Source organism: Mitsuaria sp. 7 (assembly GCF_001653795.1).
Taxonomy (GTDB): domain Bacteria; phylum Pseudomonadota; class Gammaproteobacteria; order Burkholderiales; family Burkholderiaceae_C; genus Roseateles.
Window position 1 is genome coordinate 229595 of record NZ_CP011515.1, and the last position, 19748, is coordinate 249342.

The window sequence follows — 19748 nt, forward strand, 5'->3', positions numbered from 1 at the left end:
GCCGGTTCTCGAAGTCGCTTAAGAAAATTGGAAGGAAGCAACGATGTTGGACGACAACCTGAAGGCTCAGCTCAAGGCCTACCTGGAGCGGGTCACGCTGCCGTTCGAGATCGAAGCCTCGTTGAACGACTCCGAGAGCGCCGCAGAGCTCAAGCAGCTGCTGCAGGACATCACCGCGATGTCCGACAAGATCACGTTGAACCTGAACGGCAACGATGCGCGCAAGCCGTCGTTCAGCCTGAAGCGCACGGGCACCGAGCAGAGCCTGCGCTTCGCCGCGATTCCCCTGGGCCATGAGTTCACCTCGCTGGTGCTGGCCCTGCTGTGGACGGGCGGCCATCCCCCGAAGGTGGAGCAGTCCACCATCGACCAGATCAAGGGCCTGGACGGCGACTACCTCTTCGAGGTGTACATGTCCCTGACCTGCCACAACTGCCCGGACGTCGTGCAGGCGCTGTCGCTGATGTCGGTGCTGAATCCGCGTGTGAAGACGGTGATCGTGGACGGCGCGCTGTTCCAGGACGAGGTCAATGCCCGCGAGATCATGGCCGTGCCCACGATCTACCTGAACGGCCAGGAATTCGGCTCGGGCCGCATGACCGTGGAAGAGATCGCCGCCAAGCTGGACACCGGCGCGGCGGAGAAGGACGCGGCCAAGCTGTCGGCCAAGGAACCGTACGACGTGCTGATCGTCGGCGGCGGCCCGGCCGGCGCGGCGGCGGCGGTGTATGCGGCCCGCAAGGGCATCCGCACCGGCATCGCGGCCGAGCGCTTCGGCGGCCAGGTCAACGACACGCTGGCGATCGAGAACTACATCTCCGTGCTGTCGACCGACGGTCCGAAGTTCTCGATGGCGCTGGAATCGCACGTCAAGGATTACGGCGTTGACGTGATGAACCTGCAGCGCGGTGAAGCGCTCATTCCGGCGACCACGCCGGGCGGCCTGGTCGAGCTGAAGCTGGCCAACGGCGGCTCGCTCAAGAGCAAGACCCTGATCATCTCGACCGGCGCGCGTTGGAAGAACGTCAATGTGCCCGGCGAGCAGGAATACAAGAACAAGGGCGTGGCCTACTGCCCGCATTGCGACGGTCCGCTGTTCAAGGGCAAGCGCGTGGCGGTGATCGGCGGCGGGAACTCCGGCGTCGAGGCGGCGATCGACCTGGCCGGCATCGTGGCGCATGTGACGCTGCTGGAATTCGGCGATCAGCTGCGCGCGGATGCGGTGCTGGTGAAGAAGCTGGAAAGCCTGCCGAACGTCGTCATCCTGAAGCAGGCGCAGACGAGCGAGTTCACCGGGACGGCGGGCAAGCTGGATGGTCTGAACTACGTGGATCGTGCGACTGGCGAGAGCAAGCGCGTCGAGGTCGAAGGCGTGTTCGTGCAGATCGGCCTGGTACCCAATACCGAGTGGCTGCGCGGCACGATCGAGCTGTCCAAGCACGGCGAAATCATCGTCGACGCGAAGGGTCAGACCTCGGTGCCGGGCGTGTTCGCTGCGGGTGATGCGACGACGGTGCCGTTCAAGCAGATCATCATCGCGGCCGGTGATGGCGCGAAGGCGGCACTCAGCGCCTTCGACCACATCATCAGAAACTGACCCTCCCCCTACGCGCTTCGCGCACCCCCTCAAGAGGGCGAGCCCAGAGGACCGGCAGAGTCCGGTCCTCGGGCTCCGCTTGGTGGGTCTGGAACTTCAACGGCGTGAGCGCCAGAGGCTCTCCGCGCTGTAGACCGCGAGCGCCGACCAGATCAGCACGAAGCCGACGAGTCGCGCACCGGCGAGCGGCTCGTGATACAGCCACACCCCGAGCAGGAACTGGATCGTCGGGGACAGGTATTGCACGAGGCCGAGCGTCGTCAGCGTGATGCGGCGCGCGCCGGCGGCGAACAGCAGCAGCGGCACGGCCGTCAGCGGTCCGGCGAGCAGCAGCCACGCGATGTGGCCGGCATCGCCGGTCGCAAACGCACTGGTGCCCTGGCTGGTCCACCAGAACAACGCCACCGCGGCGAAGGGCGAGAGGATCAGCGTCTCCAGCGTCAGCCCCTCCAGCGCACCGAGATGCGCCGTCTTGCGCATCAGCCCGTAGATCCCGAAGCTCAGCGCGAGCACCAGCGCGATCCACGGCAGCCGTCCCGCGGTCACCGTCAGCCAGATCACGCCCGCCGCCGCAAGCCCGATCGCCAACCACTGCACGGGCCGCAGCCGCTCGCGCAGGAACACGAAGCCCAGCATCACGTTCACGAGCGGGTTGATGAAGTACCCCAGACTGGCTTCGACGACATGCCCCTGCTGTACTGCCCATACGTAGACCAGCCAGTTGGTCGACAGCAGCAGCGCCGACACCGCGCAGGTCCCGAGCAGCTTCGGCGAGCGCAGCACCGGACCGAGCCAGGCCCAGCGGCGCAGCGCCGTCAGCAGGATGGCGACGAAGACCATGGACCACAGCGTCCGGTGCGCGATGACCTCGAACGCGCTGACGTCGCTCAGCCGCTTGAAGTAGAGCGGGAACAAGCCCCACGCGATGTAGGCCAGCGCGGCGTAGAGCATGCCGGTGCGGGCGTGAGCGGGATCGGCGGCGGTGGAGGTGGCGTTGGTCATGGTTCTTGGAGCGCGAGGGCCCGCGATTCTGCTCTTTTCAGGCGGCCCGCTTCGTCGCAGGATGGACACCATGGCCCACGTCGAATTCACGTCGCAACTGCATCGCTTCGTCGATACCCCCAAGCTGGACTGCGACGCCGGCACGCTGGGGGAGGCGCTGACGCTCGCCTTCGACTGCAATCCGCGATTGCGCGGCTACATCCTGGATGAGCAGGGGCACCTGCGGACGCACGTCGCGGTGTTCATCGACGGCCACCGCGCGCGGGACCGCCAGGCGCTCAGCGATCCGCTGACGGCGCAGTCCAAGGTCTACGTGCTGCAGGCACTGTCGGGCGGTTGATCGGAAGTCGATCGATCGGGCGTTGATCGGCCGGTTGCGCCTGTCGAGAACCGCGACGCTCGATCGTCGTGAGAGGTGAGATCCGCCATCGCAACACCAGCCATCGCAAGGAGACACCGATGTCCACCACCGCCTGGGCCGCGACCCGCAAGGGCCTGTTCGAACTTCGGAACGATCCCGCCAAAGGCGGATGGTCGATAGGCCGTCACAGTTTCGTTGGGGATCCCGTCAGCATGGTGTTGCCCGCGCCGGCGGGCGGCGGACGGATGTTCGCGGCGCTCAATCTCGGGCATTTCGGTTCGAAGCTGCAGGTGTCGGACGACGGCGGCGCCACCTGGCGCGAGCTCGCCGCGCCCGCGTTCCCCGAGCAGCCGCAAGGCGCGGAGGGGCCGCCGTGGAAGCTCCAGCAGATCTGGGCGCTGGAGCGCGGCGGCGACGGACGGCTGTGGGCCGGGACCATCCCCGGCGGTCTCTTCGTGAGCGACGACCAGGGCGAGTCCTGGCAACTCGTCGACACGCTGTGGGAGAAGCCCGAGCGGCTGGGCTGGTTCGGCGGCGGCTACGACGCGCCGGGCATCCATTCGATCAACGTCGATCCGCGCGATCCGAAGCGGCTGCTGCTCGGCATCTCCTGCGGCGGCGCCTGGCGCAGCGAGGATGGCGGCGCCAATTGGCACATCAGCGCCAGAGGCATGCGGGCCGACTTCCTCCCGCCGGAGCAGCAGGGCGAGGAGAACACCCAGGACCCGCATCGCATCGTCGCCAGCGCCGCCGATCCGGATGTGCTCTGGTGCCAGCATCACAACGGCGTCTGGCGCTCCGTCGACGGCGGCGCGAACTGGGGCGAGATCAAGCCGCCGCTGTCGGGCTTCGGCTTCGCGGTGGCCGCCCATGCCGGCGATCCCGACACGGCGTGGTTCGTGCCCGGCATCAAGGACGAGCGGCGCCTGCCTGTCGACGGCGCGCTGGTGGTGAACCGCACGCGGGACGGCGGCAAGACCTTCGAGACGCTGCGCAACGGCCTGCCGCAGGCGCATTGCTACGACCTTGTCTACCGCCACGGCCTGGCCGCGCACGACGACGGCCGACGTCTGCTGATGGGCAGCACGACCGGCAACCTGTGGGCGACCGATGATGCCGGCGATCGCTGGCAACTCGTGTCCGGGCACCTGCCGCCGATCTACGCGGTGCGCTTCGGCTGACTTTCTGCTTCTTCGCTTGCGGAAGTGCGCCGCCGTTTTTACTCCCTCTCCCGCTTGCGGGAGAGGGCAGGGGTGAGGGCCAGCGGCGGTGGCAGTGCTGTGACGGCGATCAGAAGAATTGGCCCCACTCCGCGCCGGGCGCCGCTTCGATCTTGAGCAGCGCCCCGGTGATCGGGTGCGCCAGGGTCAGTCGCTGCGCATGCAGCCACAGCCGCTGCAGGCCGAAGTGCGCCGCGAGCGCGCGGTTGAGCGGTCCCTTGCCGTGGTTGGCGTCGCCGACGATCGGATGCGCGATGTGTTTCAGGTGTCTGCGGATCTGGTGCCGTCGCCCCTGGACCGGCTCGCAGGCGAGCAGCGCCAGTCGCGTCGTCGCGAAGCGCGGATCGGTGCTGACAGGCACCTCATGCCGTCGCAGGCAGGTCCACTCGGTCTGCGCCTCCAGGTGCGGCTGGCCGGCGGACGGCAGCTCGGGATCGCGCGCGAGCGGATGGTCGATGACGCCGCCGCCTTCGTCGTCCTGGCCGACGGGCCAGCCTCGCACCAGCGCCAGATAGCGCTTGTGGGTGCGGCGCTCGGCCAGTGCCCCGCCGAGCAGGCTTGCCACCTCGGCGCTCAACGCGAAGACGAGCACGCCCGAGGTGCCGCGGTCCAGGCGATGCGCCGGCCAGACGGGCCGGCCAAGCTGATCGCGCAGACGCTGCAGCGCGGCGTCTTCCTCGTGCGCGTCGATGGCGGTGCGATGCACCAGCAGCCCCGCGGGCTTGTCGATCACCGCGAGGTGTTCGTCCAGATGGAGGAGACGGAGCGCGCGCGACGGATCGATGGATGCCACGCTGGCATCGGCGGCGGGGTCGGTCAGGGCGAGGGAAGGGAGGTTGGAAGGAGATGTCATCGCTGAAGGGGACGGTGTGCGCACGCCTGGAGCGTTTTTTGCCCTCTTTTCCCCGTTTGGGGGGAGAGGTCAGTCACAGGGTGCTTCGCCAAAATCCTGTCATGCGGCCTGCTCATCATCGCAGCAGGCCCTCAGCGCCATCGATGTCGGTGGCGGGACCCCCCGGTCCGCAGTCGTCGTTGTCGTCGCAGTCGCAGGAGTTCGCCATGCCTCAGGAGTTTCACATCGGCCACCGGTCCTTCCTGGACCGGTTCGTCCAGGTCTTGGGCCGGATGGTGCGCCGCACGCCGGCCGTGCGGCTGGTCAGTCGATCTGCCCGTCCACATACAGCCACGCCCCGTGCTCCCGCACGAATCGGCTGACTTCCTGCATGCGGTGCGCGCGCCCGCCGACCTTGCTGCGCGCGACGAAGGACACGGTCTCGTGGTCCGCGTCCTGGCGCGTGTGCGAGCGCACTTCCAGGCCCAGCCACTTCAGGTCGCGCTCGCCGCGATCCAGTGATGCCGGCCGGGTGCTCGGGTGCCAGGTCGCGAGCAGATAGTCGATCAGATCCATCGTGTAGGCCGTGTACCGCGAGCGCATCAGCGCCTGCGCGTCCGCCGCGATGAGCGCGCCGCTGTCGGCGAAGGCGCGGTGCAACGCGCCGCAACACGATGCGTAAGGGCGGCCGCTGCCGCAGGGGCACGGGTTTCCCTCTGAACCGGCGGTGATCGCCTTGCCGCTCGCGCTGTTCGCCGAGGTCTTTGATTTTTCTGGCTTCATGGGGGCGGCATCATGCCAGTCTCTCTAGAATGGCTGGATGAATTCCCAGGATTTCGGCGACGAGCGCCCGACCCCGCCTCAAGAGGACCTGTTCACGCCGCGCGCGCCGCGCGGCCTGCTGGACAACCTCAACCCCGAGCAGTACGCCGCGGTGACGCTGGGCCAGGAGCCCGCGCTGATCCTCGCCGGCGCCGGCTCGGGCAAGACCCGCGTGCTGACCACCCGCATCGCCTGGCTGATGAGCCAGGGCCATGCGACCCCGGCCTCGGTGCTGGCGGTGACCTTCACCAACAAGGCCGCCAAGGAGATGGTCACGCGCCTGTCCGCGATGCTGCCGGTGAACGTGCGCGGCATGTGGATCGGCACCTTCCACGGCCTGTGCAACCGCTTCCTGCGCGCGCACTGGAAACTGGCCGGCTTGCCGCAAGGTTTCCAGATCCTGGACTCGGGCGACACGGTCTCCGCGGTCAAGCGCGTCATCAAGGCGATGAAGCTCGACGAGGAGCGCTTCGTCCCCAAGCAGGTCTCCTGGTACATCGCCGGCGCGAAAGAGGACGGCATGCGTCCCAAGGACATCGACCTGCGCGACGAGCAGACCCGCAAGCTGGTCGAGATCTACCAGGCCTACCAGGACCAGTGCGAGCGCGAAGGCGTGGTCGACTTCGCCGAGCTGATGCTGCGCTCGTTCGAGTTGATGCGCGACAACCAGGCGGTGCGCGAGCATTACCAGCGCCGCTTCCAGTACGTGCTGGTCGACGAGTTCCAGGACACCAACAAGCTGCAGTACGCGTGGCTGAAGATGTTCGCGCCGCCGGGGCGCGGGCAGGGCGTGTTCGCGGTGGGCGACGACGACCAGAGCATCTACGCCTTCCGCGGCGCGCGCGTGGGCAACATGGCCGACTTCGAGCGCGAGTACCGCGTGCGCCAGGTCGTGAAGCTGGAGCAGAACTACCGCAGCTTCGGCAACATCCTGGACGCGGCCAACGCGCTGATCAGCAACAACAGCCACCGCCTGGGCAAGAACCTGCGCACCGAGGCGGGTCCAGGCGAGCCCGTTCGCGTGCACGAGGCGAGCAGCGATTTCGCCGAGGCGCAATGGTTGCTGGAGGAGGCGCAAGCCCTCCATCGCCAGGGCCTGGAACGCAAGGAGATCGCGGTGCTCTACCGGAGCAACGCGCAGTCGCGGGTGATCGAGTCGGCGCTGTTCAACGCCGGCATCCCGTACCGCGTGTACGGCGGCCTGCGCTTCTTCGAACGCGCCGAGGTGAAGCACGCGCTGGCCTACCTGCGCCTGATCGAGAACCCCAACGACGACACCAGCTTCCTGCGCGTCGTCAACTTCCCGGCGCGCGGCATCGGCGCGCGGACCGTCGAGCAGCTGCAGGACGCGGCGCGTCCGAGCGGACGCTCGCTGGTGCAGAGCATAGGCGCGGTCGGCGGTCGCGGCGGCGCGAGCCTGGCGGGCTTCGTCGGTCTGGTCGACGCGATGCGCGAGGCCACGGCCGGCCTCACGCTGCGCGAGATCATCGAGCACATCATCGAGCACTCGGGCCTGACCGCGTTCTACCGCGCGGAGAAGGAAGGCGAGGACCGGCTGGAGAACCTGGGCGAACTGGTCAACGCCGCCGAGGCCTTCGTGACGCAGGAGGGCTTCGGCAAGGACGCGGTGGCGCTGCCGGTGGACGAGCACTCGCCCGGCGCGATCGCGGACGGACTGCCCGCGGCGGTCGCTCCGGCGGCGCCCGCGACGCCGGACGCGGAGACCGGCGAGATCATGTCGCCGCTGGCGGCCTTCCTGACGCATGCCTCGCTGGAGGCCGGCGACAACCAGGCGCAGGCCGGCCAGGACGCGATCCAGTTGATGACGGTGCACTCGGCCAAGGGCCTGGAGTTCGACGCGGTGTTCATCACCGGCATGGAAGAGGGCCTGTTCCCGCATGAGAACTCGCTGTCCGACTCGGACGGGCTGGAGGAAGAGCGCCGGCTGATGTACGTCGCGATCACGCGCGCGCGCCAGCGGCTGTACATCAGCTTCTGCCAGACGCGGATGCTGCACGGCCAGACCCGCTACAACATCAAGAGCCGCTTCATGGAGGAGCTCCCCGAGGAGACCTTGAAGTGGCTGACGCCGCGCAACCAGGGCTTCGGCTCGGGCTTCGCGAAGGACTACCAGCAGGCCTGGCAGCGCGGCTCGGGGTTGAAGTCGATGGTGGGCGCGGGCCGTGTCGATGCGGCCGGTTTCCCTCAGGCCCCGGTGCCCAAGGCGATGAAGCAATCGGCGGCCGAGAAGACCGGCAACGAACATGGTGGACTGCGCGTCGGCAAGGGCGTGTTCCACAACAAGTTCGGCGAAGGCGTGCTGCTCACGCTCGAAGGCAATGGGCCGGACGCGCGGGCGCAGGTGAACTTCGGCCGGCACGGCACGAAGTGGCTGGCGCTCAGCGTGGCCAAGCTGACCCCGATCGACTGAGCGGACATCGTACAGAGCACGCCGTGAGGTCTGGCGACAGGCGCAGAATGGCGGTGAGGCGATAAAGATTCCAGCAAACAGGAATCAGTTTTGCCCTGGGAGGGAGATCCGAATAGGTCTTTGATTCTGGAATCTCCATGCGAACTGTTGTACCGATCGATCCGCCCGACGACCCGATGATCGAGGACGCGCTGGCGCTGGGCGCCGCCGTCCGCGCCGCGCGCACCACGGCGCGCCTGCCGCTCGTCGAAGCCGCCGACGCGCTGGGCATGTCTCGTCAGACACTGATCAACATCGAGACGGGCCAGGGCGGCGTGAGCCTCTCCACCGTGCTCAAGGCGGCGAGGGCGCTCGGCGTGAGCCTCTTCGCCGTGCCGTCGCAGCAGCGCGAAGTCGTCCGGCGCGCGATCCGCACCGCGCGCGACTCGAAGTTCTCCGACCTGGATGACGATGCATGAACGGTCTGGAGCTCTGGCTCGATGAACATGAAGTCGGCTGGCTGAAAGCCGCCGAGGCGTCCCCGATCTCGCTGGCTTATCTCGAACGATGGACGTCGGAAGTCCTGGCCTTCCCGCTGTCCCCGTCGCTGCCGATGCCTCCGCGCGGCGGACCGGGCAGCGAGTCCGCAGACGACGCCGTGCTCGCGTTCTTCGACCACCTGCTGCCTGTGGGCGAGGCGCGTTCGCGGATCTTCCCCGCGCTCGGGCTGAGACCCGAGGACAGCGTCGGCGCGCTGCGCCTGATGGGGCGGGATCTGCCCGGTGCCGTGCGCTTGATCGCGGACGGCCTTCAACGGCCGGCAGGTCCGGTGCAGCGGGCGATCCCGCGCGATGAGGTCTCCGAGCGCATCCGCCAGCGCGATGCCTTGCCCTTTGCGGTGTGGGACGGACAGGTGCGCGGCGCGCTCGGCGGCGAGCGGGACAAGCTCGGGATCTACGTCGAACGGGACGGTGGCTGGCACTTCGTCGACGGGCCGCAGATGGCCTCGACCCATGTGCTCAAGCCGGCGCCCGATGCGAACGGGTTGGGCGATCAGCCCTTCAACGAATTCTTCTGCCTGCGGCTCGCCGCGCGCGTGGGCCTGGACGTGGCGCCGGCGCAATTGCACCGCGTGCCGGAACCGGTGCTGCTGGTCGAGCGCTTCGATCGGCATCGCCTCGAGGACGGCCGCGTGCGGCGCGTGCATGCGATCAACGCCGGTCAGGCGCTCGGCGTACCGCCGGGCAATCAGGATGGCGTGTCGCTCGCGCAGCTGTTCTCGCTGCTGGGGCACAGCCCCACGCCGCTGGTCGACAGCCGGGCGCTGCTGCGATGGACGATGTTCCGCCAGCTCATCGGCTGCGAAGGCGCAGGCGCGAAGGACCTGTCCTTCTTCGTCGACCACGGCGGCCTGCGCGCGGCGCCGGCGCATGGATTCGCTGGCGGCACCGGCGATGCGGCCGCCTTCGACGCCGCGGCCTGGGCCGACTTCGCGCGGGACTGCGACATCGCGCCGCGCAGCGTCACGCTGGAATTGAAACGCCTGTGCGAGGCAGTGCTCGCACAGGCGCCAGTGTTGGCCGACGAGCTCGCGAACCACGTGCCGCGGCACGTGAGCGAAGCGATCCTCAGCCGTGTCCTCGGCGAGAGCGACCGTCAGGCCGCCCTCGCTCCGGAGATTTCCCGCTAGATCAGATGCCGATCTCGCCGCCGTCCTTGCGGGTGATGATGACCGTCGCGGAACGCGGACGCTTCTTCACCGTCTGGTCGGCCTGGTTGGCCGGCCAGTAGCTGCCGTAGGTCTTGGCCGCGAAGTCCGGCGTCGTTTCCTCGCCCGGGTGCTGGACGTTGAAGAACAGCGTCTTGTAGTCCGGCGTCATCGCGATGCCGGTGATCTCGCATTCCTTCGGGCCGACCAGGAAACGGCGCAGCGTGTCCGACGTCGCCTTGGCGCCCGCGCGGGTCTGCGTGCCGCCCGCGGCCGTCGCCACGCCGCCGTCGCCGACCTTGCCCGGCAAGGCCGCCAGCATCATGCAGTTGGTGATGTCGGTGTAGGCGCCGTCGTCGGTCTGGATCCACAGCATGCCGCGCTTGTCGAAGTACAGGCCGTCCGGGCTCGAGAAGTCGTTGCTGTCCGCCAGCCCCGACAGGTTCACGTCCGCGGCCGCATCGGCCTGCGCGCCGAACAGGTAGACGTCCCAGGTCAGCTTGGTGACGTCGGTCGCGTCTTCCTTCCAGCGGATGATGTGGCCGTTGGGGTTGCCCTTCTGCGAGGTCGTGCCCTTCAGGTCCTCGTAGTAGCGCGGGTTCGCGGCGTCCGGCTTGAGCTGGCTGCCGGTCGGCGTCGCGGTGGCGGGCACGCGGTTGCTGTTGTTGGTCAAGGTCATGTAGACCTCGCCGTTGGTCGGATGCACGGCCCCCCACTCCGGACGGTCCATCTTCGTGGCGCCGAGGATGTCGCCCGCGATGCGCGCATTGATCAGGACGTCGCCCTGGTCGGCGAAGGCGTAGGTCGCGTTGGCCGCGGTCAGGCCGTTGGCGCCGAAGGTCAGCGCCATCCAGTTGCCGGTGCCGTCGGCGTTGAACTTGGCCACGTAGAGCGTGCCCTCGTCCAGGTACTTCGCGCCGGCGGCCATGCCCTTGCCGACGTCGGCCGCATCCCAGTTGGCCTTGGAGACGAACTTGTAGATGTACTCGTTGCGCGAGTCGTCGCCCATGTAGAGGACGATCGGCTTGCCGGCGACCGCCTCGGCGGGCCAGGCGCCTTCATGGTTGAAGCGGCCCAGCGCGGTGCGCTTGGCGGGCACGGAGTCCGGCGCGAACGGGTCGATCTCGACCACCCAGCCGAAGGTGTTGATCGTGTTGCGGTAGTCGGCGGCCGCGGCGGCGCCCGTCACCGACGAGTTCCAGCGCACGAACAGGTCGTCGCTGCCGGCCGTTTCCCACAGGTAGGGGCTCTTGCGGTTCTGCGGCAGGCCGTAGCGGTTGAGGCCGGCCACTTCCTTGGGACCGCTGCGCAGCGCGTCGTCCCCGGCGGCACGGCTGATCACGTTGAGGTAGTTCTCCTCGCAGGTCAGGTAGGTGCCCCACGGGGTGTAGCCGTTGGCGCAGTTGTTGTTGGTGCCGCGGGTCTGCACGGCCGTCGGGCTGAACAGCGTCTGCAGCAGGGGGTGGCCCTTGGCCGGACCGGTGAAGTCCATCGTCGTGGCCGAGGTCACGCGACGGTTGAAGCGCGAGCCGCGCACCATCGCCATGCCGGTGCCCGTGGCCTCGCGCTTGACTTCGACCACGGAGATGCCGTGGGCGTAGATTTCCTTGGTCACTTCGGTCGCGTTGCGCGCGGCGCCGGCGGTGCGCCCGGCCGGGTGCAGGCTGTAGGGGGCGACGACGTACTCGTGGTTGACGGCCAGCAGGCCGCGGTCCGAGCGCTTGGCATCGAAGGCGCCGGCTTCGCTCAGGCCGAAGTAGTACATGCCGTCGTGGCCGTCGCCGATGCGGCGGTTGTAGGACTCGGCGGTTTCGGAACCGTCGTCCTTCCAGGACTCTTCACCGAATTGCAGCGGGTCGCCCAGCGCGTGCAGGATGCTGACGTTGTAGCCGTCGGCCACGGTCACCAGGTCGTTCTTGTTCTTGGCGACGGCGTTGAAGCCGATCTTCAGCGGAGCCGGGGTGGGGGCCGGGGCCGGCGAGTCGTCGCTGCTGCCGCAGGCGCTCAGGATGGAGCCGCCGAGCAGCGCGGAGGCCGCCGTGGTGATGCCGCCCTTGAGGGCGACGCGCCGCGACAGGCGCGCGGCCAGGATGTCTTCGAAATGCGGGTTGGCGGACGGATTGACGACCGCGTCCTCGTCGTACTCGTTGGCGTTGTCTTGGCTGGCAACGATGTCGTGCTGCTTGCTCATTCGTGAATGCTCCGCTGCTATGGAAAGGCGGGCGGATTCTGCGAAGGACAAGTGACGAGGACGTGAAAAAGTCGTTAGGAATTACGTCCCGTCATCACGGTGCGAATGGTGGAGCAGATGGTGGAGCAGAGGGTGGAGCGAACGGCGGAGCCAGTCCCTGGGAGCGACGGGTGCTCGAAAGGGCAAGACCTGTCACCCACTTCCAGGTGACACGGGGCAGCGGCCCTGATCGAACCCGTGGTCAGACCGGCGTGACCGGCGTCTCGGGGAGGTCTTTCGGTGCGCCGAACATGAAGCAGTCGATGAAGGTGAAGTACAGCGAGCAGTAGAACGCCGTCGTCAGGATCATCGCCAGCGGCACCAGCAGGAAGGGCAGCAGGTTGGCCAGCCCCAGCAGCATGCCGACGATGGTGAGCACCATGGTCGCGCCGAAGGTCAGGCCGACCCAGACCAGGCCCGACAGCGCGAACGCGCCCTTGTTGCGCCACACGCCCAGCGTGCTGGAGAACAGCGCCTGCATCACGCCCTGGCCGCCCCAGTGGATCAGCGCCGGCGCGTGCCAGAACGGGATCGAGATCAGGCCCGTCAGCAGCAGCCGCAGGCCGATGCCGGTGGTCAGCGACGGATCGCCGATGGTGGCCTCGATGGCCTTCTGGTCGGGCTTGGCGGCGCTGCCCGCCGCGGCCACCTGTTCGACCGCGCGCACCAGGGCGCCGCCGTCCAGCCAGTGGGCGAGGAACATCACGGCGATCGTGCTGAAGGCGTAGAGGAACCCGAGGATCAACTGGTCGCGCCGGCGTTCCTTGGTCAGCTGCAGCGGCTGCGCGAAGATCGCCGCGGTCGGCGTGTGCGACTGCAGCACCTGGTGCGACGCCAGCATGAAGGACAGCGACACCAGCGGCAGCGCCGCCAGCACCACCAGCTGACCCAGCAGCGGCACCAGCTGCAGCACCGACGAGACCAGCAGGAACACGGCGAACAGGCCGACCAGCGCGATCGGCTTGCGCCGCAGCACCTTCAGCCCGTGGCGCACCCAGAGCAGACCGTTGCGCGGCGGGACTGTTTGCAGGTGCAGGATCATGGCAGGGACTCCAGCGCATGCCAGGGCCTGGCGATGCGCTCGCGCAGGACGCGCTCGAAATGGGTGGGATCGTGGGGGGTGAGGAGGCTGGCCTCGCGCGGCAGGTGGAAGTCCCACAGCCGCGAGATCCAGAAACGCAGCGCGGCCGCGCGCAGGAGGCCGGGGAGCAGGCGATGCTCGGCGCCGGAGAGCGGGCGCACCGACTCGTAGGCCTTGACGAAGGCGCCGGCGCGCTGCTCGTCGAGACGGCCGCTGTCCAGGTCGATGCACCAGTCGTTCAAACAGACGCAGAGGTCGAACAGGAAGCTGTCGACCCCGGCGAAGTAGAAGTCGAAGAAGCCGCTGAGCTTCTCGCGTCCGGGCAGGCCGTCGAACATCACGTTGTCGCGGAACAGGTCCGCATGGACGGGGCCGCGCGGCAGCGCCGCGGCGGCGTCGGCGAGCTGTTCCTGGAAGGCCAGTTCGGCGCGCAGCAGTTCGGCCTGCGCCGGCGTCATGTGCGGCAGCACGACCGGCACGGTCTCGCGCCACCAGGGCAGGCCGCGCAGGTTGTCCTGGTGCAGCGGGAAGTCCTGGCCGGCCAGATGCATGCGGGCGAGGCCGGCGCCGACCTGCTCGCAATGGAACACGTCCGGGGCCAGCTGATGGCCGCCGAGCAGCTTGTCCACGACCGCCGCCGGCTTGCCGGCCACGGTGTGCAGGATGCGGTCCTGCGCGTCGGGCTGCGGCGCGGGCACCGGCACGCCCTTGCGCGCGAGGTGGCGCATCAGCTCCAGGTAGAACGGCAACTGCTCGAAGCTCAGGCGCTCGAAGATCGTCAGCACGTAGTCGTGCGTCTGGCCGTCGCGCGTCGTGGTGACGAAGTAGTTGGTGTTCTCGATGCCGGCGGTGATGCCCTTGAGCGACTGCAGCTCGCCCAGGGCCAGCGTGTCCAGCAGCGCTTGCGCCTGCTCGGTCGAGACGTCGGTGAATACGGCCATGAAAGGGAAAAGGAACGGACCGGGGGCCGACCGCGTCGGATCAGCCCGCCCAGGTCAGAAATTGAAGAGGCGCCAGACCCGCGCGCCCGCGTTGCCGCGGTCGGCGCCCTGGCGGGTGGGGATGTCGCGACCGGTGTCGCCGAGCAGGATCTCGTACTCGGGCGCCTTGCTGTCCTTGTTCTTGACCACGACCTTTTGGGTCAGGCCCCTCACCCGGGTTTCCTCGATGCGGACCTTGTCGTCTTCGTTGACGAGCTGTTCGACCTTCACCTCGGGCACGTCGCGGAACTTCGCGGCCTCGGCGGGAGCCGGGACCGGAGCCGGCGCGTCGGCCGCGTGAGCCTGGGACGCCAAGGCGGCCAGGACGGCGAACAGAGGGGCGAGGCGGATGGTTTTCATGGTGAGGTCGATTCTAAGCTTGGCCCCAGGAAAACCCCGCCCCCCGGGCGGGTGCCGGTGTCAGGCGCGGCCTGCTGACAGCCGGGGTGGCGTGCGCCTGCAACAATGTCGGGATGAGCAAACCTCTGATGCTGCTGGTCGACGGATCCAGCTACCTCTATCGCGCGTTCCACGCCATGCCCGACCTGCGCGGTCCCGGCGGGCAGCCCACCGGCGCCATCCACGGCATGGTGGCCATGCTGAAGAAGCTGCGCGACGACTACGGCGCCGAGCATGCGGCCTGCGTCTTCGACGCGTCCGGCCCGACCTTCCGCGACGAGTGGTACCCCGAATACAAGGCCCAGCGCGCCCCGATGCCCGACGCGCTGCGCGAGCAGATCGACCCCATCCACGAGGTGGTGAAGCTGCTGGGCTGGCCGGTGCTGACGGTGCCCGGCGTGGAGGCCGACGACTGCATCGGCACGCTGTCGCGGGTGGCGGCGCAGGCGGGGCACCAGGTGGTGATCTCGACCGGCGACAAGGACCTGGCGCAGCTCGTGACGCCGGACGTCTCGCTGATCAACACGATGAGCAACGAGAAGCTGGACGAGGCCGGCGTGGTGGCCAAGTTCGGCGTGCCCCCGGACCGGATCATCGACTACCTGACCCTCATGGGCGACACGGTGGACAACGTGCCGGGCGTCGAGAAGGTCGGCCCGAAGACCGCGGCCAAGTGGATCGCCGAGCACGGCTCGCTGGACGGCGTGATCGCCAACGCGGACCAGATCAAGGGCGTCGCCGGCGAGAACCTGCGCAAGGCGCTGGACTGGCTGCCGATGGGCCGCAAGCTGGTGACGGTCAAGGTCGACTGCGACCTGTGCGTGCACGTCGCGGGCTGGCCGGCGCTGGAGGCGCTGGCCTTCAATCCGGTCGACGAGGCGGGGCTGCTCGACTTCTACACGCGCAACGGCTTCAAGACCTGGAAGCGCGACCTGGAAGGCAAGCTCGGCGGCGACGCGCCCAAGCGCGCCAGGCCGGAAGCGGACGTCGGCGCGGCGAGCCCGACCGATTCCCCTGCGGAGCACCAGCACCCGGCGATCCCCGTCGACAAGCGCTACGAGACCATCCTCGACATGTCCCGGCTCGATGCCTGGGTCGAGCAGCTGAACGCCGCGGAGCTGTCCGCCTTCGACACCGAGACCGACTCGCTGGATCCGATGCAGGCGCGGATCGTCGGCATCAGCTTCAGCGTGAAGCCGGGCGAGGCCGCCTACATCCCGATCCGTCACGACGGTCCGGACGCGCCCGAGCAGTTGCCGATGGACGCGGTGCTGGCGAAGCTCAAGCCCTGGCTCGAGGATCCGCTGAAGAAGAAGGTCGCGCAGAACGTCAAGTACGACACCCACGTGCTGGCCAACCACGGCATCGCGGTCCAGGGCACGGCCTTCGACACGATGCTGGAAAGCTACGTGCTGGAGGCGCATCGCAGTCACGGCCTGGAGGCGCTGGCCGACCGCGTGCTGGGCCGCAAGGGCCTGAGCTACGAGGACCTCTGCGGCAAGGGCGCGCACCAGATCCCGTTCGCGCAGGTCGAGGTGGCGAAGGCGTCGGAGTACTCCTGCGAGGACTCCGAGATGTGCCTGCACGTGCACCAGACGCTGATGCCGCGCCTGGAGGCCGACGCCGGACTGAAGTTCATCTACGAGCAGATCGAGATGCCGGTGTCGGCGCTGCTGGCGCGCATCGAGCGCACCGGCGTGCTGATCGACGCCGGTCGGCTGCAGGCGCAGAGCGCCGACCTCGGCCAGCGCATGGTGGCGGCCGAGCAGGCGGCTTACGAGATCGCGGGTCAGCCGTTCAACATCGGCTCGCCCAAGCAGATCGGCGAGATCCTGTTCAACCGGCTCGGCCTGCCGGTGGTGAAGCGGACCGCGACCGGCGCGCCGTCGACGGACGAGGAGGTGCTGGAGAAGCTGTCGGCGGACTTCCCGCTGCCGGCCAAGATCCTGGAGTACCGCTCGCTGGCCAAGCTCAAGAGCACCTACACGGACAAGCTGCCGTTGATGGTCAATGCGACGACGGGTCGCGTGCACACGACCTACTCGCAGGCGGTGGCCGTGACGGGTCGCCTGTCCAGCAACGAGCCCAACCTGCAGAACATCCCCATCCGAACGGCCGAGGGCCGGCGTGTGCGCGAGGCCTTCATCGCGCCGGCGGGGCATCACATCGTGTCGGCGGACTATTCGCAGATCGAGCTGCGGATCATGGCGCACATGAGCGGGGACCCGGGTCTGTTGAAGGCCTTCCAGGAGGGGCAGGACGTGCATCGCGCGACGGCCGCGGAGGTCTTCGGCGGTGACGTGGATGCGGTCACGCCCGAGCAGCGGCGTTACGCGAAGACGATCAACTTCGGTCTGATCTACGGCATGGGCGCGTTCGGGCTGGCGCAGTCGCTGGGCATCGAGCAGAAGGCGGCGAAGGACTACATCGACCGTTACTTCACGCGCTTCGCCGGCGTGCGCAGCTACATGGACGACACCAAGCAGTTCGCCAAGGAGAAGGGCTACGTCGAGACGGTCTTCGGTCGGCGTCTGTGGCTGCCGGAGATCAATTCGGGCAACGGTCCGCGTCGCAGCGGTGCGGAGCGTCAGGCGATCAATGCGCCGATGCAGGGCACGGCGGCCGACCTGATCAAGCTGGCGATGATCGCGGTGCAGCAGGCGCTGGACGAGCAGGGCAAGAAGACGAAGGTCGTGATGCAGGTGCATGACGAACTGGTCTTCGAGGTGCCGGACGAGGAGCTTGACTGGGTGAAGGCCGAGGTGCCGACGCTGATGGCTGGTGTTGCCGCGTTGAAGGTGCCGTTGCTGGCGGAAGTTGGCGTTGGCGCCAACTGGGACGAGGCGCATTGACGGAGAGCTCGGTGCATCGCGGACGCCGGGGCGGGCCCCAGGCCGCTGTCGCATCGAGCCTTTCGAAAAAACTGACTTGGGCGCCGTCTGTTCGAGCACAGCGAACCGCAGGTGAGCGGCGCGAGTTGGCGTCCGGGCTCGATGCGACAGCGGCCTGGGGCCCGCCCCGGCGTCCGTCGCTCATCAGCCAGTCCTAAGCGGGAAGGGTGGGGCGAGCGGTTAGCATCCACCCCCTATGAATTGGCCCTATGAGTTGCAGATCGGCTGGCGTTACACGCGAGCTGGGCGTGGAGGGCGCCGCAACCGCTTCATCTCCTTCATCTCTGGTGTGTCGATGTTCGGCATTGCGCTGGGTGTTGCCGCGTTGATCATCGTCCTGTCGGTGATGAACGGCTTCCAGAAGGAGGTCCGTGAACGGATGCTGTCCGTGATCGCGCACGTTGAGCTGCTGAACGACACGGGTGAGGGCTTGCCGGATTGGCGGGCGGTGGCGGATCAGGCGAAGAAGAATCCTGAGGTTGCTGCCGCCGCGCCGTTCGTGTCGGGCCAGGCGCTGATCGCGCGGGGTTCCGACATGCGGGGCACGATCGTGCGGGGCATCGATCCGGCGCTGGAGCCGACGGTGACGCCGATCGCCGAGAAGCTGGCGAAGGACGGCCTGCTGGAGCGTCTGCAGCCGGGGCAATGGAACATCATCCTGGGCGTCGAGCTGGCGCGGCAACTGGGCGTGCAGCGCGGCGACAAGATCACGCTGGCGATCCCGTCGGGGCAGGTGACGCCGCTGGGCGTCCAGCCGACGCTGCGGCAGTTCACACTGGTCGGCGTCTTCGAGGCCGGCCACTATGAGTACGACAGCGGCCTGGCGCTCATCCATGTGGGCGATGCCGCCAAGCTGTTCCGCACCGGCACGCCGAGCGGCGTGCAGTTGAAGCTGCGTGACGTGCAACTGGCCCGTCAGGTCGGCGCTCAATTGCAGCGCGACCTGCTGCAGGCGGGGCAGGCCATCTACGTCCGCGACTGGACCCGCACCAACGCCAACTGGTACGACGCGGTCCAGGTCGAGAAGCGGATGATGGGCATCATCCTGACGCTGATCGTCGCGGTCGCCGCGTTCAACCTGGTGTCGACGCTGGTGATGACCGTCACCGACAAGCAGGCCGACATCGCGATCCTGCGCACGCTGGGCGCGAGCCCGCGCTCGATCATGGGCGTGTTCATGATCCAGGGCGCGTTGGCCGGCGTGATCGGCACGCTGGGCGGACTCGGACTGGGCTTGGTCGTCGCGCACAACCTGGACGTGATCGTTCCGACCATCGAGAAACTGCTGCACACCACCTTCCTGCCGGCCAGCATCTACGTCATCAGCCACATGCCGAGCGATCCGCAGTGGTCCGACATCGTGCCCATCACCGTGACCTCGCTGATCCTGGCCTTCGTCGCGACGGTCTATCCGAGCTGGCGCGCCAGCCGCGTCCAACCCGCGGAGGCGCTGCGCTATGAGTGACGTGAAGAAGAACACCATGCCGTCGGTCGCCCGCATCCCCGCCGGACAGGTGGTGCTGCAGGGCCAGGGCCTGGGCAAGCGCTTCGTCGAAGGGCCGCTGGACGTGCAGGTCTTCCACAACCTCGACGTCGTCGTGAAAGCCGGCGAGACGCTGGCGGTGCTGGGGGCCTCGGGCTCGGGCAAGAGCACGCTGCTGCATCTGCTCGGCGGCCTGGACAAGCCTTCCGCAGGCCGCGTCGAGCTGATGGGACGCGACCTCGGCGCGCTCGGCGAGAAGGCTCGCGGCGACTGGCGCAACCAGCACCTCGGGTTCATCTACCAGTTCCACCACCTGCTGCCGGAATTCAGCGCGCTGGACAACGTCGCGATGCCGCTGCGCATCCGTCGTGTGCCCCAGGAGCAGGCGCGCGCGCAGGCCGAGAAGGTGCTGACGCGGGTGGGGCTCGGTCCGCGCGTGCTGCATCGTCCCGGCGAGCTGTCCGGCGGCGAGCGCCAGCGCGTGGCGATCGCCCGGGCGCTGGTCACCGGCCCGGCCTGCGTGCTGGCCGATGAGCCGACGGGCAACCTCGACCGATCGACCGCCGCGACGGTCTTCGACCTGATGCTCGAGATGGCCCGCGAGCTGGGGACCGCCTTCGTCATGGTCACCCATGACCAGGACCTGGCGGCCCGTTGCGAGCATCAGCGGCGCCTGGTCGGCGGCGCGTTGCAACCGGTCGCGGCCTGAGCGCTCCCTGAGGGCTGCATTAC

16 protein-coding genes are annotated in these 19748 nt (G+C 68.3%); 9 read left to right on the top strand and 7 right to left on the bottom strand.

Going from position 1 to position 19748, the window contains the following annotated elements:
* Window positions 1–43: 43 nt before the first annotated feature.
* A complete protein-coding gene (gene ahpF / locus ABE85_RS26525; RefSeq protein WP_067283912.1) occupies window positions 44–1597 on the top strand; it encodes an alkyl hydroperoxide reductase subunit F in 1554 nt (517 codons plus the stop codon).
* Window positions 1598–1693: 96 nt separating this feature from the next.
* On the opposite strand, the gene rarD is transcribed toward ahpF, so the two are convergent.
* Complete coding sequence (rarD, locus tag ABE85_RS26530) at window positions 1694–2599, bottom strand: EamA family transporter RarD (protein WP_067283914.1); 906 nt, start codon at window positions 2597–2599, stop codon at window positions 1694–1696.
* Window positions 2600–2669: 70 nt separating this feature from the next.
* Between rarD and ABE85_RS26535 the strand changes: the two genes are divergently transcribed.
* Window positions 2670–2939 carry a MoaD/ThiS family protein gene (locus tag ABE85_RS26535; RefSeq protein WP_067283917.1) on the top strand — a complete coding sequence of 90 codons (270 nt, stop codon included), beginning with the start codon at window positions 2670–2672 and terminating at the stop codon, window positions 2937–2939.
* Between the two features lie 119 nt (window positions 2940–3058).
* Window positions 3059–4141 carry an exo-alpha-sialidase gene (locus ABE85_RS26540; RefSeq protein WP_067283919.1) on the top strand — a complete coding sequence of 361 codons (1083 nt, stop codon included), beginning with the start codon at window positions 3059–3061 and terminating at the stop codon, window positions 4139–4141.
* A gap of 109 nt (window positions 4142–4250) precedes the next feature.
* On the opposite strand, the gene ABE85_RS26545 is transcribed toward ABE85_RS26540, so the two are convergent.
* Window positions 4251–5033: a pseudouridine synthase gene (locus tag ABE85_RS26545; protein WP_082939135.1), complete on the bottom strand. Its 783-nt coding sequence runs from the start codon at window positions 5031–5033 to the stop codon at window positions 4251–4253.
* Window positions 5034–5336: 303 nt separating this feature from the next.
* Window positions 5337–5795 carry a YchJ family protein gene (locus ABE85_RS26550; protein ID WP_082939136.1) on the bottom strand — a complete coding sequence of 153 codons (459 nt, stop codon included), beginning with the start codon at window positions 5793–5795 and terminating at the stop codon, window positions 5337–5339.
* A 37-nt stretch (window positions 5796–5832) separates the two neighbouring features.
* Between ABE85_RS26550 and ABE85_RS26555 the strand changes: the two genes are divergently transcribed.
* The 3 genes from ABE85_RS26555 to ABE85_RS26565 all read left to right on the top strand — a co-directional run bounded on the left by ABE85_RS26555 (window position 5833) and on the right by ABE85_RS26565 (window position 9934).
* Window positions 5833–8265 (top strand): UvrD-helicase domain-containing protein, encoded by a 2433-nt coding sequence (locus tag ABE85_RS26555; RefSeq protein WP_082939137.1) that lies wholly within the window; start codon window positions 5833–5835, stop codon window positions 8263–8265.
* Between the two features lie 137 nt (window positions 8266–8402).
* Window positions 8403–8723, top strand: coding sequence for a helix-turn-helix transcriptional regulator (locus tag ABE85_RS26560; RefSeq protein WP_082939138.1), 321 nt, complete (start codon window positions 8403–8405; stop codon window positions 8721–8723).
* Complete coding sequence (locus ABE85_RS26565) at window positions 8720–9934, top strand: HipA domain-containing protein (RefSeq protein WP_067283925.1); 1215 nt, start codon at window positions 8720–8722, stop codon at window positions 9932–9934. Before ABE85_RS26560 ends, ABE85_RS26565 begins: the two co-directional genes overlap by 4 nt.
* A 1-nt stretch (window position 9935) precedes the next feature.
* Here ABE85_RS26565 and ABE85_RS26570 read toward each other — a convergent pair whose 3' ends face one another.
* The 4 genes from ABE85_RS26570 to ABE85_RS26585 form a co-directional block, all read right to left on the bottom strand.
* Entirely contained in the window at window positions 9936–12143 is a 2208-nt protein-coding gene (locus tag ABE85_RS26570) for a PhoX family phosphatase (RefSeq protein ID WP_067283927.1), read from the bottom strand.
* A gap of 241 nt (window positions 12144–12384) precedes the next feature.
* Entirely contained in the window at window positions 12385–13224 is an 840-nt protein-coding gene (locus ABE85_RS26575; RefSeq protein WP_067283929.1) for a BPSS1780 family membrane protein, read from the bottom strand.
* A complete protein-coding gene (locus ABE85_RS26580; RefSeq protein ID WP_067283931.1) occupies window positions 13221–14204 on the bottom strand; it encodes a homoserine kinase in 984 nt (327 codons plus the stop codon). The genes ABE85_RS26575 and ABE85_RS26580 overlap by 4 nt, the downstream gene beginning before the upstream one ends.
* Window positions 14205–14258: 54 nt before the next feature.
* Window positions 14259–14603, bottom strand: a complete 345-nt coding sequence (locus ABE85_RS26585) for a hypothetical protein (RefSeq protein WP_067283933.1) — start codon at window positions 14601–14603, stop codon at window positions 14259–14261.
* Between the two features lie 113 nt (window positions 14604–14716).
* On the opposite strand from ABE85_RS26585, the gene polA reads away from it, so the two are divergent.
* The 3 genes from polA (at window position 14717) to ABE85_RS26600 (ending at window position 19725) form a co-directional block, all read left to right on the top strand.
* Window positions 14717–17494, top strand: a complete 2778-nt coding sequence (gene polA, locus ABE85_RS26590; protein WP_067283935.1) for a DNA polymerase I — start codon at window positions 14717–14719, stop codon at window positions 17492–17494.
* 235 nt (window positions 17495–17729) lie between these two features.
* Entirely contained in the window at window positions 17730–18998 is a 1269-nt protein-coding gene (locus tag ABE85_RS26595) for a lipoprotein-releasing ABC transporter permease subunit (RefSeq protein WP_067283937.1), read from the top strand.
* A complete protein-coding gene (locus ABE85_RS26600) occupies window positions 18991–19725 on the top strand; it encodes an ATP-binding cassette domain-containing protein (RefSeq protein WP_082939139.1) in 735 nt (244 codons plus the stop codon). The genes ABE85_RS26595 and ABE85_RS26600 overlap by 8 nt, the downstream gene beginning before the upstream one ends.
* Window positions 19726–19748 lie beyond the last annotated feature (23 nt).

What these genes read in the sequence shown, in the direction of transcription:
- ahpF (WP_067283912.1), top strand. Translation starts at nt 44, where the DNA reads ATGTTGGACGACAACCTGAAGGCTCAGCTCAAGGCCTACCTGGAGCGG.
- rarD (WP_067283914.1), bottom strand. Translation starts at nt 2,599, where the DNA reads ATGACCAACGCCACCTCCACCGCCGCCGATCCCGCTCACGCCCGCACC.
- ABE85_RS26535 (WP_067283917.1), top strand. Translation starts at nt 2,670, where the DNA reads ATGGCCCACGTCGAATTCACGTCGCAACTGCATCGCTTCGTCGATACC.
- ABE85_RS26540 (WP_067283919.1), top strand. Translation starts at nt 3,059, where the DNA reads ATGTCCACCACCGCCTGGGCCGCGACCCGCAAGGGCCTGTTCGAACTT.
- ABE85_RS26545 (WP_082939135.1), bottom strand. Translation starts at nt 5,033, where the DNA reads ATGACATCTCCTTCCAACCTCCCTTCCCTCGCCCTGACCGACCCCGCC.
- ABE85_RS26550 (WP_082939136.1), bottom strand. Translation starts at nt 5,795, where the DNA reads ATGAAGCCAGAAAAATCAAAGACCTCGGCGAACAGCGCGAGCGGCAAG.
- ABE85_RS26555 (WP_082939137.1), top strand. Translation starts at nt 5,833, where the DNA reads ATGAATTCCCAGGATTTCGGCGACGAGCGCCCGACCCCGCCTCAAGAG.
- ABE85_RS26560 (WP_082939138.1), top strand. Translation starts at nt 8,403, where the DNA reads ATGCGAACTGTTGTACCGATCGATCCGCCCGACGACCCGATGATCGAG.
- ABE85_RS26565 (WP_067283925.1), top strand. Translation starts at nt 8,720, where the DNA reads ATGAACGGTCTGGAGCTCTGGCTCGATGAACATGAAGTCGGCTGGCTG.
- ABE85_RS26570 (WP_067283927.1), bottom strand. Translation starts at nt 12,143, where the DNA reads ATGAGCAAGCAGCACGACATCGTTGCCAGCCAAGACAACGCCAACGAG.
- ABE85_RS26575 (WP_067283929.1), bottom strand. Translation starts at nt 13,224, where the DNA reads ATGATCCTGCACCTGCAAACAGTCCCGCCGCGCAACGGTCTGCTCTGG.
- ABE85_RS26580 (WP_067283931.1), bottom strand. Translation starts at nt 14,204, where the DNA reads ATGGCCGTATTCACCGACGTCTCGACCGAGCAGGCGCAAGCGCTGCTG.
- ABE85_RS26585 (WP_067283933.1), bottom strand. Translation starts at nt 14,603, where the DNA reads ATGAAAACCATCCGCCTCGCCCCTCTGTTCGCCGTCCTGGCCGCCTTG.
- polA (WP_067283935.1), top strand. Translation starts at nt 14,717, where the DNA reads ATGAGCAAACCTCTGATGCTGCTGGTCGACGGATCCAGCTACCTCTAT.
- ABE85_RS26595 (WP_067283937.1), top strand. Translation starts at nt 17,730, where the DNA reads ATGAATTGGCCCTATGAGTTGCAGATCGGCTGGCGTTACACGCGAGCT.
- ABE85_RS26600 (WP_082939139.1), top strand. Translation starts at nt 18,991, where the DNA reads ATGAGTGACGTGAAGAAGAACACCATGCCGTCGGTCGCCCGCATCCCC.